General features: G+C 68.9%; 17 protein-coding genes. 11 read left to right on the plus strand and 6 right to left on the minus strand.

Translation table 11 applies throughout. The annotated features are described in order from the left end of the window. Positions 1-88: 88 nt before the first annotated feature. The 6 genes from VGT80_RS11590 to VGT80_RS11615 all read left to right on the plus strand — a co-directional run bounded on the left by VGT80_RS11590 (position 89) and on the right by VGT80_RS11615 (position 7,038). Positions 89-1,942 carry a PBP1A family penicillin-binding protein gene (locus VGT80_RS11590; RefSeq protein WP_327455941.1) on the plus strand — a complete coding sequence of 618 codons (1,854 nt, stop codon included), beginning with the start codon at positions 89-91 and terminating at the stop codon, positions 1,940-1,942. 114 nt (positions 1,943-2,056) lie between these two features. Further along, on the plus strand, positions 2,057-2,257 hold the full coding sequence (locus VGT80_RS11595; protein ID WP_327455943.1) for a hypothetical protein: 201 nt from the start codon (positions 2,057-2,059) through the stop codon (positions 2,255-2,257). Next, a complete protein-coding gene (locus tag VGT80_RS11600; RefSeq protein WP_327455945.1) occupies positions 2,254-2,508 on the plus strand; it encodes a hypothetical protein in 255 nt (84 codons plus the stop codon). The genes VGT80_RS11595 and VGT80_RS11600 overlap by 4 nt, the downstream gene beginning before the upstream one ends. 188 nt (positions 2,509-2,696) lie before the next feature. Continuing rightward, positions 2,697-3,791 (plus strand): recombinase RecA, encoded by a 1,095-nt coding sequence (gene recA, locus VGT80_RS11605; protein ID WP_327455947.1) that lies wholly within the window; start codon positions 2,697-2,699, stop codon positions 3,789-3,791. A 228-nt stretch (positions 3,792-4,019) separates the two neighbouring features. Next, positions 4,020-6,686, plus strand: a complete 2,667-nt coding sequence (gene alaS, locus VGT80_RS11610) for an alanine--tRNA ligase (RefSeq protein ID WP_327455949.1) — start codon at positions 4,020-4,022, stop codon at positions 6,684-6,686. 67 nt (positions 6,687-6,753) lie between these two features. Beyond that, on the plus strand, positions 6,754-7,038 hold the full coding sequence (locus VGT80_RS11615) for a hypothetical protein (RefSeq protein ID WP_327455951.1): 285 nt from the start codon (positions 6,754-6,756) through the stop codon (positions 7,036-7,038). Between the two features lie 19 nt (positions 7,039-7,057). Here VGT80_RS11615 and VGT80_RS11620 read toward each other — a convergent pair whose 3' ends face one another. Beyond that, entirely contained in the window at positions 7,058-8,275 is a 1,218-nt protein-coding gene (locus tag VGT80_RS11620; RefSeq protein WP_327455953.1) for an NADP-dependent isocitrate dehydrogenase, read from the minus strand. Between the two features lie 114 nt (positions 8,276-8,389). Between VGT80_RS11620 and VGT80_RS11625 the strand changes: the two genes are divergently transcribed. From VGT80_RS11625 to VGT80_RS11645, 5 genes are all read left to right on the plus strand, one after another. Continuing rightward, complete coding sequence (locus VGT80_RS11625) at positions 8,390-9,166, plus strand: RNA methyltransferase (RefSeq protein ID WP_327455955.1); 777 nt, start codon at positions 8,390-8,392, stop codon at positions 9,164-9,166. After that, positions 9,163-10,239, plus strand: a complete 1,077-nt coding sequence (locus VGT80_RS11630; RefSeq protein ID WP_327455957.1) for a nitronate monooxygenase — start codon at positions 9,163-9,165, stop codon at positions 10,237-10,239. The genes VGT80_RS11625 and VGT80_RS11630 overlap by 4 nt, the downstream gene beginning before the upstream one ends. Positions 10,240-10,251: 12 nt before the next feature. After that, complete coding sequence (locus tag VGT80_RS11635) at positions 10,252-10,722, plus strand: nuclear transport factor 2 family protein (RefSeq protein WP_327455959.1); 471 nt, start codon at positions 10,252-10,254, stop codon at positions 10,720-10,722. 171 nt (positions 10,723-10,893) lie between these two features. After that, positions 10,894-11,511 (plus strand): 30S ribosomal protein S4, encoded by a 618-nt coding sequence (rpsD, locus tag VGT80_RS11640; protein WP_327455960.1) that lies wholly within the window; start codon positions 10,894-10,896, stop codon positions 11,509-11,511. Positions 11,512-11,692: 181 nt separating this feature from the next. After that, positions 11,693-11,989: a hypothetical protein gene (locus VGT80_RS11645; protein ID WP_327455962.1), complete on the plus strand. Its 297-nt coding sequence runs from the start codon at positions 11,693-11,695 to the stop codon at positions 11,987-11,989. A 51-nt stretch (positions 11,990-12,040) separates the two neighbouring features. Here the strand turns inward: VGT80_RS11645 and VGT80_RS11650 are convergent, their stop codons facing one another. The 5 genes from VGT80_RS11650 to VGT80_RS11670 all read right to left on the minus strand — a co-directional run. Further along, complete coding sequence (locus VGT80_RS11650) at positions 12,041-12,460, minus strand: thioesterase family protein (protein ID WP_327455964.1); 420 nt, start codon at positions 12,458-12,460, stop codon at positions 12,041-12,043. A gap of 111 nt (positions 12,461-12,571) precedes the next feature. After that, entirely contained in the window at positions 12,572-12,916 is a 345-nt protein-coding gene (gene grxD, locus VGT80_RS11655) for a Grx4 family monothiol glutaredoxin (RefSeq protein ID WP_327455966.1), read from the minus strand. A gap of 79 nt (positions 12,917-12,995) precedes the next feature. Further along, entirely contained in the window at positions 12,996-13,229 is a 234-nt protein-coding gene (locus VGT80_RS11660; RefSeq protein ID WP_327455968.1) for a BolA family transcriptional regulator, read from the minus strand. 27 nt (positions 13,230-13,256) lie between these two features. Further along, positions 13,257-13,874, minus strand: coding sequence for a LysE family translocator (locus VGT80_RS11665; RefSeq protein WP_327455970.1), 618 nt, complete (start codon positions 13,872-13,874; stop codon positions 13,257-13,259). Positions 13,875-14,052: 178 nt separating this feature from the next. Then, positions 14,053-14,850 (minus strand): serine hydrolase domain-containing protein (locus VGT80_RS11670; protein WP_327455972.1); only part of this gene is annotated, 798 nt, incomplete at its 5' end.

A 14,850-nucleotide genomic window follows, 5' to 3' on the forward strand; every position in this document is an offset into this window, starting at 1 on the left:
GGAATTCACTTTCTCTTAACCGGTCGAGTCGCCAGAACAGAGGCATCGAAAATTCGCGCGCTGGGGGGCGTCGCCTTAGGAGCTGCCCGTGATCGGCCTCATCGCCGCGGTGTCCATTCTAGGCCAGGCCCCCGAGCTGCCGGCCCTGCCGCCCATCCGGCGCGACCCGCAAATCACCTATGTGGACCGCAACGGCGCGGTCATCGGCGTGCGTGGCGGCAAGGTCGCCGCGCCAGTCAACATCGACCGCTTGCCGGCCTATGTGCCCGCCGCCTTCGTGGCCATCGAGGACCAGCACTTCTACGAGCACAGTGGCTTCGACCCGCTGCGCATGGCCAAGGCGATCGCCACCGACCTCGTCGAGGGCCGCGCCGCCCAGGGCGCCTCGACCATCACCCAGCAGACCGCCAAGCTCTTGTTCCTCTCCTCGGAGAAGACCGTCGAGCGCAAGGCGACCGAGCTCGTCTATGCGATCCAGCTCGAGCGTAGCTACTCCAAGAAGCAGATCCTTGGTCTCTACCTCAGCCGCGCCAACTTCGGGGGCGGCGCCTACGGCCTGGAAGCCGCGGCCCTGCGCTACTTCAACAAGCCGGCGTCCAAGCTGACCATCCGCGAGGCCGCCATGCTAGCCGCGGTCATGAAGTCGCCGACGAACTATAACCCGGCCAGCGAGCCTGACAGAAACGCGGAGCGCACGCGCCTCGTCCTCGACGCCATGGTCGAAACCGGTGCTATCTCCCCGGATCAGCGCGCCGAGGCGCTCGCCTCCACGCCCAAGGTCTGGAAGCTGTCGGCGCAGAACCCGGCGCAATATTTCATCGACTGGACCGACGACCAGGTGCGCCACATGGTCGGCGCGCCCAAGCAGGACATCGTCGTCGAGACCACCCTGGACCTGAACCTCGAGGACGCTGCGGCGGACGCGGCGCGCACCACCGTCGCCCACTTCAAGGCCCAGAAGGTCGAGCAGGCCGCGGTGGTCTCCGTCGACGGCTTCGGCCGCGTCTGGACCCTGGTCGGCGGCACCGACTTCGCCACCGCCCCCTACAACCGCGCCGTCGAGGCTCATCGTCAGCCCGGCTCGGCCTGGAAACCCTTCGTCTACCTGACCGCCCTGGAACAGGGCCGCACGCCCGACACCATGGTGGTCGACGAGCCGGTGACCATCGACGGCTGGTCGCCGCGCAACTTCGAGCCGGAGTTCCTCGGCCAGATCACGATGCAGAAGGCGCTGGCCCAGTCGATCAACACCGTCGCCGCCAGGCTCGCCGACGAGATCGGGCGCCCCAATGTCGCCAGCACCGCACATCGGCTGGGGATCACGTCACAGATCAATACCGACCCCGCCATGGCGCTCGGCACCAGCCTGGTCACCCCGCTGGAGATGGCTCAGGCCTATGCGCCGCTGTCCAACGGCGGCTACCGAGTGGAGGCCTATGGCGTCGAGCGCATCCGCGGGGCGGGCGGCCAGCTGCTCTACCAGCACCGCCAGGCGCCGCTGACCCCGGTGGTCGCCAATCCGCCGCTGGGCGAGCTGGTGGGCATGATGCGCACCGTGCTGACCGAAGGCACCGGGACCAAGGCCGCGGTTCCGGGCTACGACTTGGCCGGCAAGACCGGCACCACCACCGACTACAAGGACGCCTGGTTCTGCGGCTTCACCGGCGGCTTCACCACGGTGGTCTGGATGGGCCGCGACGACAATGCCCCCATGCGCCGGATCACCGGCGGCATCGCCCCGGCGGAGGCCTGGCATGCCTATATGGTCCACGCCCTGAAGCGGATCCCGAGGCTGGCCATCCCGCAGGGTCCGCCGCCCCCGCTGCCGGCCCCCGGCGTGACCCAGGCCGGGACGCCCCCGACCGCGACGCCGCCCAGCGCCGCGCCCGCCGCGACGCCGGTCTCCCAGCCGGTCGCGGCACAGTTCAGGGCGGGCCGCTAGGCATTCCTCGACCGAGCGGCGCATTTGCCCGCCGCGCCCGCCTGTAACCATCTGCAGGGGGTCGGGGACGGACATGGCCTGGACGCTTGTCATCGTCGTGGCGGGGTGGGGCCGATGAGCGAGGCCGCCCATTGCTGCTTCTGCTTCGGGGTCTCGCCTCAGGACGAGATGTACTTCCTCAACGTCTTGCCGCTGGGCTCCGTGGATGGCGAACGCACCCAGCAGCTGTTCTGTCATGGCGCCTGTTTCGCGAAAGCCCTGCATCCGTCGTTCCCGGAGCTCCTGGATTTCCCCGATGCGAGGCCTGCGCCGTGAGCGCTGCGGACGATCCGACCCCGGCCCCGCCCGCAGGCGTCGAGGCGTTGCGGGCCGAGGCCGTCTACGCGGCGATGTACGACGCCCCCGCGCGGCATGCCGTGAAGGCCCACTACGAGGACACCTGCCTCAACTTCGCGCGCGCCATCGCCGCGGCCCGAGAGGCCGGTCGCCCGGACGAGGCGGCGCGCCTGCAGGCGCGGCTTGACCACGTCCGCGCGGTCTACGACCACCAGTTTCGCGGCCTGTGAGCGCCTACGTCCGATCCTGACGCAGCGCCTGCCCACGGTCGGCCTTGTTCGCTGTTGCGCCGTCACGCCGCCTCGACGCAAAGAACATCTTGCGAACATAGAACAAAGGCGGTACGCATGAGTCTCTCGGCGAACGGGTCATTCCGCGGGCCGGGTTGGCGGGAATCTGGGATAGAAGGGGCTATGGCATGTCTGGACAATCGGCGTTGAGGCTCGTGGGCAAGGAAGACGGGGACAAGCAGCGCGCTCTGGAAGCGGCGCTGACGCAGATCGATCGCGCCTTCGGCAAGGGCTCGGTGATGAAGCTGGGCGAGAAGGGCAAGATCGTCGAGATCGAGTCCTATTCCACCGGCTCGCTGGGCCTCGATCTGGCGCTGGGCATCGGCGGCCTGCCGAAGGGCCGCATCGTCGAGATCTACGGGCCGGAATCCTCGGGCAAGACGACGCTCGCCCTGCATGCGGTGGCCGAGGTGCAGAAATTGGGCGGCACCGCCGCCTTCATCGATGCCGAGCACGCCCTCGACCCCTCCTACGCCCACAAGCTGGGCGTCAATCTGGACGACCTTCTGGTCGCCCAGCCCGACACCGGCGAACAGGCCCTCGAGATCACCGACACCCTGGTGCGCTCGGGCGCGGTGGACATCATCGTCATCGACAGCGTGGCCGCCCTGACGCCGCGGGCCGAGATCGAGGGCGAGATGGGCGACAGCCTGCCGGGCCTGCAGGCCCGCCTGATGAGCCAGGCGCTGCGCAAGCTCACCGGCTCGATCTCCAAGACCCACACCCTGGTCATCTTCATCAACCAGATCCGCATGAAGATCGGCGTCATGTACGGCTCGCCGGAGACCACCACGGGCGGCAACGCCCTGAAGTTCTACGCCTCGGTGCGCCTCGACATCCGCCGCACCGGCTCGGTGAAGATGCGCGACGAGATCGTCGGCAACAACGTCCGGGTCAAGGTGGTCAAGAACAAGGTCGCCCCGCCGTTCCGCGAGGTCGAGTTCGACATCATGTACGGGGAGGGGATCTCCAAGCTGGGCGAGATCATCGACCTGGGCGTCAAGGCCGGGATCATCGAGAAGTCCGGCTCCTGGTTCTCCTACAACTCCCAGCGTATCGGCCAGGGCCGCGAGAACGTCCGCGAATTCCTCAAGGCCAATCCCGACGTTGCCGCCGACATCGAAAAGGCGGTCCGCGGCGCCAAGGCGGTCATCGAGGAAGAACTGCTGGTCGGCCCGACCGAAGGCGAGGGCGAGGACGACGCGCTTCCCGGCGAGGACTAGATCCTCTGAACGGGCGGCGTCTCGCCTGCCGCGCGGCGGCCCCGCCGCCAACCCCGCCTCGCGGCCTCGAGCCCGCGAGCGCCGCCCGCATCAGAGTCAGGACGTCCGGGGTTCGCCCCGGGCGTCCTTTTCCTTTGCGGGCTTGCGAGGAAGTTTCGTAAAGGGGCGCCGATCCCCACCTAGGGCGGGACCTATCCCGTCGATGTCGAAGAAAAACCGCCAGACGCCATGCCGAGCCTCAACGAGATCCGCAGCCACTTCCTGGAGTACTTCCGGGGGAAGGATCACGCCGTCGTCGCCTCGGCTCCGCTGGTGCCGCAGAACGATCCCAGCCTGCTCTTCGTCAACGCCGGCATGGTGCCGTTCAAGAACTACTTCACCGGCGCGGAAGTCGCGCCCTGGCCGCGCGCGACGTCCTCGCAGAAGTCCGTGCGCGCCGGCGGCAAGCACAACGACCTGGACAACGTCGGCTACACGGCCCGCCACCACACCTTCTTCGAAATGCTGGGGAATTTCTCCTTCGGCGACTACTTCAAGGACGTCGCGATCGAATATGCCTGGGAGCTCCTGACCAAGGAGTTCCAGCTTCCGGCCGACAAGCTCCTGGTCACCGTCTATGCCGATGACGATCAGGCCCACGCCCTGTGGAAGAAGATCGCCGGCCTGCCCGACGACAGGATCATCCGCATCGCCACCGCCGACAACTTCTGGTCGATGGGCGACACCGGCCCCTGCGGTCCCTGCTCGGAGATCTTCTTCGACCACGGCTCGCACATTCCCGGCGGCCCGCCCGGCAGCCCGGACGAGGACGGCGACCGGTTCGTGGAAATCTGGAACCTGGTCTTCATGCAGTACGAGCAGTTCGCCGACGGCGAACGCAAAGACCTGCCGAAGCCCTCCATAGACACCGGCATGGGCCTGGAGCGCATCGCCGCGGTCCTGCAAGGCGTGCACGACAACTATGACATCGACCTGTTCCGCGCCCTGATCGCGGCCTCACGCGGCCTGGTCGGCGGCGCCGGCGGCTCGTCCAATGGCCCCTCGCATCGGGTGATCGCCGACCACCTGCGCTCCACCAGCTTCCTGATCGCCGACGGGGTGAGCCCCTCCAACGAGGGTCGCGGCTATGTGCTGCGCCGGATCATGCGCCGCGCCATGCGCCACGCCCATCTGCTGGGCGCCGAGGAGCCCTTGATGCACCGCCTGGTGCCGACGCTGGTGGAACAGATGGGCGAGGCCTATCCGGAGCTGAAGCGCGCGCAGGCCTCCATCGAGCACACCCTGCGCGAAGAGGAGGAGCGGTTCCGCCGCACGCTGGGTCGCGGGATGTCCTTGCTGGAAGAAGCCACCGCCAAGCTCGAGGACGGCGGCGTGCTCTCCGGCGAGACCGCGTTCAAGCTCTATGACACCTATGGCTTCCCGCTCGACCTCACCCAGGACGCCGTGCGCGCCAAGGGGCTCACCGTCGACCTTGAAGGCTTCGACGCCGCCATGGCCAGGCAGCGCGAGATGGCGCGGGAGAACTGGACCGGCTCCGGCCAGGTGGCGGCGGCCGGCGAATGGTTCGCCATTCGCGACCGGCTCGGCCCCACCCAATTCCTGGGCTACGACGCCATCGAGGCGACCGCGGAGCTTCTGGCGCTCGTGAAAGATGGCCTGGAGGTCGAGCAGGCGGCCAAGGGCGACGAGGTCCAGGCGCTCTTCGACCGCACGCCCTTCTACGCCGAGAGCGGCGGCCAGGCCGGCGACCAGGGTGACGTCGAGTGGGCCAATGCTGATGGAACGACCGGCCGCGGCCGCGTCACCGACGTCCAGAAACAGGCCGGCGACCTGCACGTGCACGACGTGAAGGTCCTGGAGGGCCTTTTCGCCCCCGGCGCCCGCGTGCGCCTGGCGGTCGACGCCGAGCGGCGCGCGACCACGCGCTCCAACCACTCCGCCACCCATCTGCTGCACGCGGCGCTGCGCAATGTGCTGGGCCCTCACGTCTCCCAGAAGGGCCAGATGGTCGACGGCGAGCGCATCCGCTTCGACTTCAGCCACGGCCAGCCCCTGAGCGCCGGAGAGATCGACCGCATCGAGGGCGAGGTGAACGCGGTGATCCGCCAGAACCTGCCGGCCGCCACCGAGCTGATGGCGCCGCAACAGGCGATCGAGGCCGGCGCCATGGCCCTGTTCGGCGAAAAGTACGGCGACACCGTGCGCGTCCTGACCCTTGGCCACGCCCTCGACGGCGGCGAGGAGGCCTATTCGGTTGAGCTATGTGGAGGCACCCATGTGGCGCGCACCGGCGACATCGCACTGTTCAAGATCGTCTCCGAGCAGGGCATCGCGGCCGGCGTCCGCCGCATCGAGGCGCTGACCGGCGACAGCGCGCGCCGCTGGCTGCTCGACCAGGCTCACGTGGCCAAGGCGCTCGCCGACCAGTTCAAGGTTCCGGTGAGCGAGGTGGGCGCACGCGTCGAAGCGCTGGAGGCCCAGCGCCGCAAGCTCGAGAAGGATCTTGCCGAGGCCAAGCGCCAGCTCGCCATGGGCGGGGGCGGCGGTCAGGCGGCTGCGGGTCCCGAAGATGTCGGCGGCGTGAAGGTGCTGGCCCGAGTCATGGAGGGCGTGGGCGGTAAGGACCTGCGGCCTATCGCCGAGGAATTCAAGAAGCAGCTCCTCGACGGCGTCATCATCCTGGTAGGCTCCGCGGAGGGCAAGGCGGCCGTGACGGTCGCGGTGACCGGCGCGGCCCAGGCCGCCAACAACGCCGTCGAGCTCGCCAAGGCCGCCGTCATCGCCATGGGCGGGCAGGGCGCCGGCGGCCGTCCCGACTTCGCCCAGGGCGGCGCCCCAGACGGCGCCCAGGCCGCCAAGGGCCTGGAGGCCGCCAAGGGGCTGGTCAAGGGATAGTCGCGCGGCCGCCCGCGTTGCGCGCCGGGGCTTGACAGTCGGCGACCATCGTGTTCTTGTTATGTTCATGATCTACGATCGAACCGCAAGACTGCGCGCCCACCTGGCGCGACTCTCCAGAATGGGCCTCAGGGTCGCCGAGGATCTCCATGCGCAGGCGCTCGCCGCCCGCGACGCCAAGACCACGGCCGAGCTGGCCAAGGCCTTCGCGCAGGTTTCGGATGAGGTCTGCCAGACGATCGCCCTGGAGGCGGAATTGGCCCGCGAAGCCCGCGCGTCCGGCGCTGCGCCGCGGCGCAGGAGCCTCCGGGCAACGGTCGAGCCCGACGGGCCGGAGCCCGTGAAGCACTGATCTACAGGCTGGCGACCGGCTAGGCCGCGGCCAGGGCCTTCTCGAGGTTCGCCGCGACCTTGTCGATGAATCCTTCGGTGGTCAGCCACCCCTGGGTGTCGCCCACCAGCAGCGCCAGGTCCTTGGTCATCGAGCCGCTCTCGACGGTCTCGACGCAGACCCGCTCCAGCGTCTTGGCGAAGCGGTCGAGGTCGGGGTTGTCGTCGAGCTTGGCCCGGTGCTCCAGCCCCCGCGTCCAGGCGAAGATCGAGGCGATGGAATTGGTCGAGGTGCTCTCGCCGCGCTGGTGCTGGCGGAAGTGGCGGGTGACGGTGCCGTGGGCGGCCTCGGCCTCCATGGTCTTGCCGTCCGGGGTGATCAGCACCGAGGTCATCAGGCCGAGCGAGCCGAAGCCCTGGGCCACCGAGTCCGACTGCACGTCGCCGTCGTAGTTCTTGCAGGCCCACAGGAAGTTGCCCGACCACTTCAGGGCCGAGGCGACCATGTCGTCGATCAGCCGGTGTTCGTAGACCAGGCCGGCGGCCTTGAATTTCTCGGCGTACTCAGCCTCGAACACCTCGGCGAAGATGTCCTTGAAGCGCCCGTCGTAGGCCTTGAGGATGGTGTTCTTGGTCGACAGATAAACCGGGAAGCCGCGCGACAGGCCGTAGTTGAGGCAGGCGTGCGCGAAGTCGCGGATCGAGGCGTCGAGGTTGTACATCCCCATGGCGACGCCGCCGGCCGGGAAATCGAAAACGTCGAAATCCAGTCGCTCGCCGTTCTCGCCTTCCCAGCTCATGGTCAGCTTGCCCTTGCCGGGCACGACGAAGTCGGTGGCGCGGTACTGGTCGCCGAAGGCGTGGCGGCCGATGATGATCGGCTGGGTCCAGCCGGGGATCAGGCGCGGCACGTTGCGGCAGATGATCGGCTCGCGGAAGACCACCCCGTCCAGGATGTTGCGGATCGTCCCGTTCGGCGACTTCCACATCTTCTTGAGGTTGAATTCCTTCACCCGCGCCTCGTCGGGGGTGATGGTGGCGCACTTGATGCCCACGCCGAACTTCTTGATCGCCTCGGCGGCTTCGACCGTCACCTTGTCGTCGGTGGCGTCGCGATTTTCCATGCCCAGGTCGTAGTACTCGATCTTCAGATCGAGGAACGGGAGGATCAGCTTGTCCTTGATCAGCTTCCAGATGATGCGGGTCATCTCGTCCCCATCGAGGTCTACGACGGGGTTGGCGACTTTGATCTTGGCCATGAGAGGCGGACGCTCCAGCGCGAACTTTTCGGTTGCGGCCGTATAGCGGTCGCGGGCGCGCGCGCAAAGGCTTGGCGCTTGCGACCTTGGGGCCCAGGCGTGCAAAAGCGCCCCATGGCCGACGCCCGCCCACCTGCCGTGATCCTCAGCATGCCGCAGATGCCCGAGAACATCGGCGCGGTGGCCCGGGTGATGGCCAACTTCGGCCTGTCGGACCTGCGGCTGGTCAATCCCCGCCACGGCTGGCCGCAGGAGCGGGCCTGGGCTTCGGCGTCCGGCGCCGACTGGCCATTGAACGCCGCGCGGGTGTTCGAGCGGGTGGAGGAGGCCATCGCCGATTTGCGGCTGGTCTATGCGACGACGGCCCGGCCGCGGGAGATCCGTCTCCCGGTGCTGACTCCGCGCCGGGCCGCGGCCGAGCTCTCGCGGGCCTCGACAGAGGGCCAAGCGGTCGGTCTGCTGTTCGGTGGCGAGCGGGCCGGCCTGGAGACCGCCGATATCGCGCTTTGCCAGGCTGTCGTCACGATCCCGATCGACCCCCTGTTCAAGTCCCTGAACCTGGCGCAGGCGGTGGCGATCAACGCCTACGAGTGGCGGCTGACCGTCCTGGACGCCCCGCCGCCCGCCTTCCGCGAGGGCGACCCGCCGGCCGAGCGCGCCGCGATGCTCGGCTTCTTCGAACAGCTGGAGCGGGAGCTGGAGACCTCCGGCTTCTTCCATCCGCCGGAGAAGACGCCGGCCATGGTCCAGAACCTGCGCTCGGCCCTGTCGCGCGCCAATTTCACCGACCAGGAGGTGCGCACCTTCCGCGGCGTGGTGACGGCGCTGTCGCGGGGCCGCGGCCGGGTGCTGGAGAAACTCGCCAGACAGAAGACGGAGAAGGGCGGATGAGCCTCGCCGATCTGCTGAAGACCCTGCCGATCCCGATCGTCCAGGCGCCCATGGCCGGCGCGTCGTCGCCGGAAATGGCGCTGGCGGTGAGCCGGGCCGGAGGGCTCGGGTCGGTGGCCGCCGCGGCCTTCCCGCCCGACGAGATCGGCCGCGCCGCCGCGCTGATGCGAAGCGGGACCGACGCCCCGTTCGGCATCAACCTGCTGGTCAGCACCGCGACCCAACCCGACGCGGCGGAGCTGGACCGCGCCTTGGAGCGCCTGCGCCCGTTCTACGAGGCGCTCGGCGCGCCGGTGCCCGAACGGCCCAACCGCTTCGCCCACGACTTCGACGGGCAGTTCGAAGCGGTTGTCCGCGCCGCCCCGCCGGTGGCTTCCTTCGCCTTCGACATGATCAGCGGCGAGCGCATCGCGGCCCTGCAGGCGGCCGGCAGCTATGTCATCGGTACGGCCAATACCGTGGCCGAGGCGCGCGCCTGGGCCGAGGCGGGGGCCGACGGTATCTGCGCCCAGGGCGCCGAGGCGGGCGGCCACCGCGGCAACTTCCTCGCCGATTTGGACGACAGCCTGGTGGGCACGATGGCGCTGACCGCGACGGTGATCGCCGCGGTCGACCTGCCGGTGATCGCCGCCGGCGGGATCATGGACGGCAAAGGCGTCGCCGCCGTGCTCGCGCTGGGCGCCGCCGCCGCCCAGATGGGCAGCGCCTTCCTGATGGCCGACGAGGCGATCACCGGCCCCCTGTGGCAACAGGCTATCGCGGCGGCGCCGGACGACCCGACCCGCCTCACCCGCGCCTTCAGCGGCCGCTATGCGCGCGGCCTCGAGAACCGCTTCATGCGCGAGATGCGACCCTTCGAGCGGGAGGTGCCGCCCTATCCGGTGCAGAACCGCCTGACCCAGCCGCTGCGCGCCGCCGCCGCGGCCGCGGGCGACCCGGAGATGGTCTCGCTCTGGGCCGGGCAGGCGGTGAAACTCGCCGGGCCCGGTGACGCCGAAACCCTGGTCAGGCGTTGGTGGTCGGAGGCCCGGGAGGCTGCGCGGTCGCTGGCGCAGCGGACCGGGGCCACCTAGGTAAGAGGGACGATGAGCGCCAACAGATCCATCGCCGCCGGCGCGGCCCTGCTCCTGGTGGGCAGCCTCGCGCCCATGCTGGCCGCCCCGCCGCAGCGTGACGCCGAGCGCGGCGTGCGCCGCACCCTGATCCGGCTCAACCAGCTGCTCGCCGACCGCGACCCGGCCATCGTCGACGAGTTCGTCGACAGCCCCGACACCCTGCTGGTGGGGTCGCTCGCCAACGACCGGGCCCGGGGTCGCGCCGAGCTGGAAGCCCATTTTCGCGGCTATTTCGAACGGCCCGATACGCTCAGCTTCGCCTGGCGCGAAGTGGATGTGGCGGTGCGCGGCGCCGTCGCCTGGCTGCACGCCGAGGGTGAGGTCATCGTTCACGGCGAGGGCGGCGACAAGCGCGGGCCGTACCGCCTGACCGCCGTGCTGGAGCTGCACGCTGGCAAATGGCTGTGGCGGCTGTTCCACGGATCGCAGCCCGCCGGCTGACCCCGAACCCGCCAAATCTTGACTCAGGCGGGAGCGGACGGCATACACCCCGCCTTCCCACCGCCGGGGCGACCCGCGCGGCCGGGAACCTATGACGGGTGATGCGAAGCCGCCGTTGCAATCGCGCCTCCACCACGGAAGCGCCGGCCCGCGTCGAACAGAGAGTGATCTATGTCCAAGCGCCATAGCGCCAAGTACAAGCTCGACCGCCGGATGGGCGAAAACATCTGGGGTCGCCCGAAGTCCCCGGTCAATTCCCGCGCCTACGGCCCCGGCCAGCACGGCCAGCGCCGCAAGCAGAAGGTCTCCGACTTCGGCCTGCAGCTGCGCGCCAAGCAGAAACTGAAGGGCTACTACGGGAACCTGACCGAAAAGCAGTTCAGCCGGATCTATCAGGAGGCCGCCCGCCGCAAGGGCAACACCTCCGAGAACCTGATCGGCCTGCTGGAATCGCGCCTCGACGCGGTGGTCTACCGCGCCAAGTTCGTGCCGACGCCCTTCGCGGCGCGCCAGTTCGTCAACCACGGCCACGTGCTGGTGAACGGCAAGCGGGTGAACATCCCGTCCTACCGCGTGAAGGCCGGCGACGTGGTCTCGGTGCGCGAGCGTTCGCGCAACATGGCCCTGGTGCTGGAAGCCCTGCAGTCGGCGGAACGCGATACCCCCGACTACGTCACGGTGGACACCAAGGGCATGAGCGCCACCTTCGTCCGCGCCCCGGAACTGGCCGAAGTGCCCTATCCGGTGAAGATGGAGCCGAACCTGGTCATCGAGTTCTACGCCTCCTAGGCGAAGCTCGATCCAAGCGAATTCAGGGGCCCGGGAGCAATCCCGGGCCTTTTGCTTGGCGCCAGGGTGTGGCGGAGTGGGTTGGATGGACCGCAGGCTCTTCCTCCTCGCCGCCCTGGCGCTTTCCGGCTGCGTGAGCGTGCCCTCGACGGCGCCGCGGCTAAGCCCGGCGGAGACGGCGATGGCGGAGCTGGAGCCGCTATACGCCGCCGTGGCCGGGCGCGATGCGATCGCCATAAGCGTCGCTTCCGGCGGCTGCACCACGAAGGCGGACTTCGCCTTCTATGTGGAGCGCAAGGGCGAGGTGGTGACGCTGGCCTTTGCGCGTCGGCGGATCGACACCTGCAAGGACACCGCCCAGGGCAAGGCGGAACTGACCTTCACCTGGGCCGAGCTTGGGGTCGATTCGCGAGCGCCCATCTTTCTGCTGAATCCTCTCGCGGGCCCGCGCGACCGGGGAAACGTTCAGGCTTCTTAGTTCATGATTTGTTCACTATAGCAAGCTTGCCCCACGACGCCAAGGAAAAGTTCAGCTGAACATCTCGACCATGTGCGCGGGCACGCGCCTGGGGCGGCCGGTCGTCTTCTCGACCAGCACCCAGACGGTGCGGACCTGGGCGCTCATGGGGCCATCGGGAGCATCGATGCGGACGTAGCGCTCGAAGCGCGGTCCCTCGGCCGCCTGGGCGACCCAGGTGCGGCCGGAGGCCGTTTCACCCAGCACCAGGGCGCGGCGGTAGTCGACCTCGTGGCGCAGGGCGATCCAGGCGAAGGCGTCCTGGTCCGCCGGATCAGCGCGGCTCTTCCAGTGGGCGATCGCGATCTCCTGCGCCCAGCCGAGATAGACCACGTTGTTCACATGGCCGTTCTCGTCGATGTCGGAGGGCTGGGGCTCGAAGGTCTTGGTGAAGACCTGGCGGCCGGGCGGCGGCTCGAAGGCGCGGCTCACGCCAAGACCCTCCCCGATTTGGACGCAGTCCAAATCGGACAAGGAGGGTCGACTCTTTGATCTAAGGCGCGCCGGGCAGCGAAACCGGTGTCCACTTTCGCTTGGCGCGCCTTACAGCAGACCCTGCTCTTCGAGGAAACCCTTCAGCTCGCCGGTGGAGAACATCTCGCGGACGATGTCGGCGCCGCCGACGAACTCGCCCTTCACATAGAGCTGCGGGATGGTCGGCCAGTCGGAATAGGCCTTGATGCCGTTGCGCAGTTCTTCGGACTGCAGCACGTCGACGCCGGTGAACTCCACGCCGAGGTGATCGAGGATCTGCACCACCACCGCGGAGAAGCCGCAGCGCGGCTGTTCCGGCTCGCCCTTCATGAACAGTACGACCGGATGGTCGCTCACCGCCTTGGCGATGAAGTCGTGGACGGGCCCGGAGGTCGTGGTCGCGGCGTCGGTCATCGGTCGGCCTTTCGGCGAAAATCGTCAGCCCAAGAGCTAGGGAGCGCCGGGGCCAGGGTCAAGGCGCCGGAAGGACGCGCTAGGCCGGCGCCGAGGTCTCGAGGGCGAGCGCGTGCAGCTCGCCGCCCATCTTACCCTTGAGGGCGGCATAGACGAGCTGGTGCTGGCGAACCCGCGGCAGCCCCTTGAAGGCGGGCGAGACGATGCGGGCCTTGTAGTGGTCGCCGTCGCCGGCCAGGTCCTGGACCTCGATGCTGGCGTCGGGGAAGCCTTCGCGCAAGGCGGCTTCCAGGGCTTCGATGGGCATGGGCATGGCGCCGTTCTAGGCGCTGGCGGCGGTTCATTCCAGCCAGATCAGGCTGATGCCGAAGGCGCCCATCAGGAGTGCGGCGGCGAGGTCCAGCGGGCGCTGGGCGCGGCCGTAGGCGCCGGCGGCGGCCCTGGCGGAGAACACGAAGGCCATGGCCACCTGCCACGCCAGACAGGTGATGCAGACCAGAGTGACGGCGGCGATGTGCACCCACAGCGGGGTGTCCGGCCCGACGTAGGCCGAGAAGATCGAGGCGAAGAACAGCACCGACTTCGGATTGGTCATGTTGATGGCGAAGCCCTGCCAGATGTAGCCGCCGCGGCCCGTGGCGGCCTCGGCGCGCTCGTCGGCGCCGAGCGGCGGCGACCGCCAGAGCGACCACGCGAACCACAACAGATAGAGCCCGCCGCCGATGCGCAGGGCCTTGTAGAGCCACGGCGCCGCGGCGAGCACGGCGGCCAGGCCGAGCGCGGCGGCCGCGCACCAGACGATGCAGCTGAGGGTCGTCCCGACCCCGGCCGCGAGCGCGGCGCCGCGGCCGCGGCGCATGCCCAGCCGCATCAGCATGAAGTTGTTCGGTCCCGGGACCAGGCAGGTAGCCAGGCTGACCGCGAACAGCGAGGCCAGGGAGAGGAGGTGAGCGCCCATGGAGACCAGTCTAGCTCACCCCTGCTGACACGGTGGTGGCGGGAACCTCGATTCCGTCATCCCCGGGCTTGTCCCGGGGACCCAGAAGCGCGGGCCTCTGGCGGCCTTGCGCGAGGCTTGCGGCTTCGGCGCGTCTGGGTGGCCGGGACAAGCTCGGCCATGACGGTGGTTCGCTGGATCAGTCGATGATCGCCGAATAGATGATGGACTTCAGCTGGCCGCGGAAGTTGAAGGTGCCGGACGGCATCAGCTGGGTCATGAAGACCACCGAGAGGTCTTCCTTCGGGTCGACCCAGAAGATCGTCGAGGCGGCCCCGCCCCAGTAGTAGTCGCCGGCCCCCAGGGTCCCGGTCTGCACCTGGCCGAGCGTCGAGGCGAAGCCCAGGCCGAAGCCGACGCCCTCGTTGGCGGTCTCGGAGAAGGTGCCGAGCGCCAGCTGGGTCAGGTCCTTGCCGCCCGGCAGGTGGTTCATGTGCATCAGCTCGATGGTGCGGGGGCCGAGGATGCGGGCCCCGTCCAGCTCGCCGCCGCGGCGCAGCATTTCGCAGAAGCGCATGTAGTCGGCCGAGGCGCCGGTCAGCCCGCCGCCGCCGGACTTGAAGCCCGGCTCCTTGGTGAAGTCGCTGCCGAAGGGATCGTCGATCAGCTTGAGCGTCTTGTCCGGGCCGCGCTGGTAGTTGGCGGCGAAGCGGTCGGTCTTGTGGGGCGCCACGGCGAAGGCCGTGTCGGTCATGCCGAGCGGCTGGAAGATGGTCTCGCTGAGGTACTGGGCGAAGGGCTTGCCGGAGATGATCTCGACGAGGGCGCCGCAGACATCGGTGGCCAGCGAATACATCCACGCCGTGCCGGGCTGGTAGCGCAGCGGCACCTGGCCGAGCTTGTCCATGAACTGCACCATGGTGTCGGCGCCGCCCACCGAGCGGACCTTCAGGTCGCGGTAGATCTGATCGATCGGGTGCTGGATGCCGACGCCGGG

This window comes from Phenylobacterium sp. (assembly GCF_035944335.1).
Taxonomy (GTDB): domain Bacteria; phylum Pseudomonadota; class Alphaproteobacteria; order Caulobacterales; family Caulobacteraceae; genus Phenylobacterium.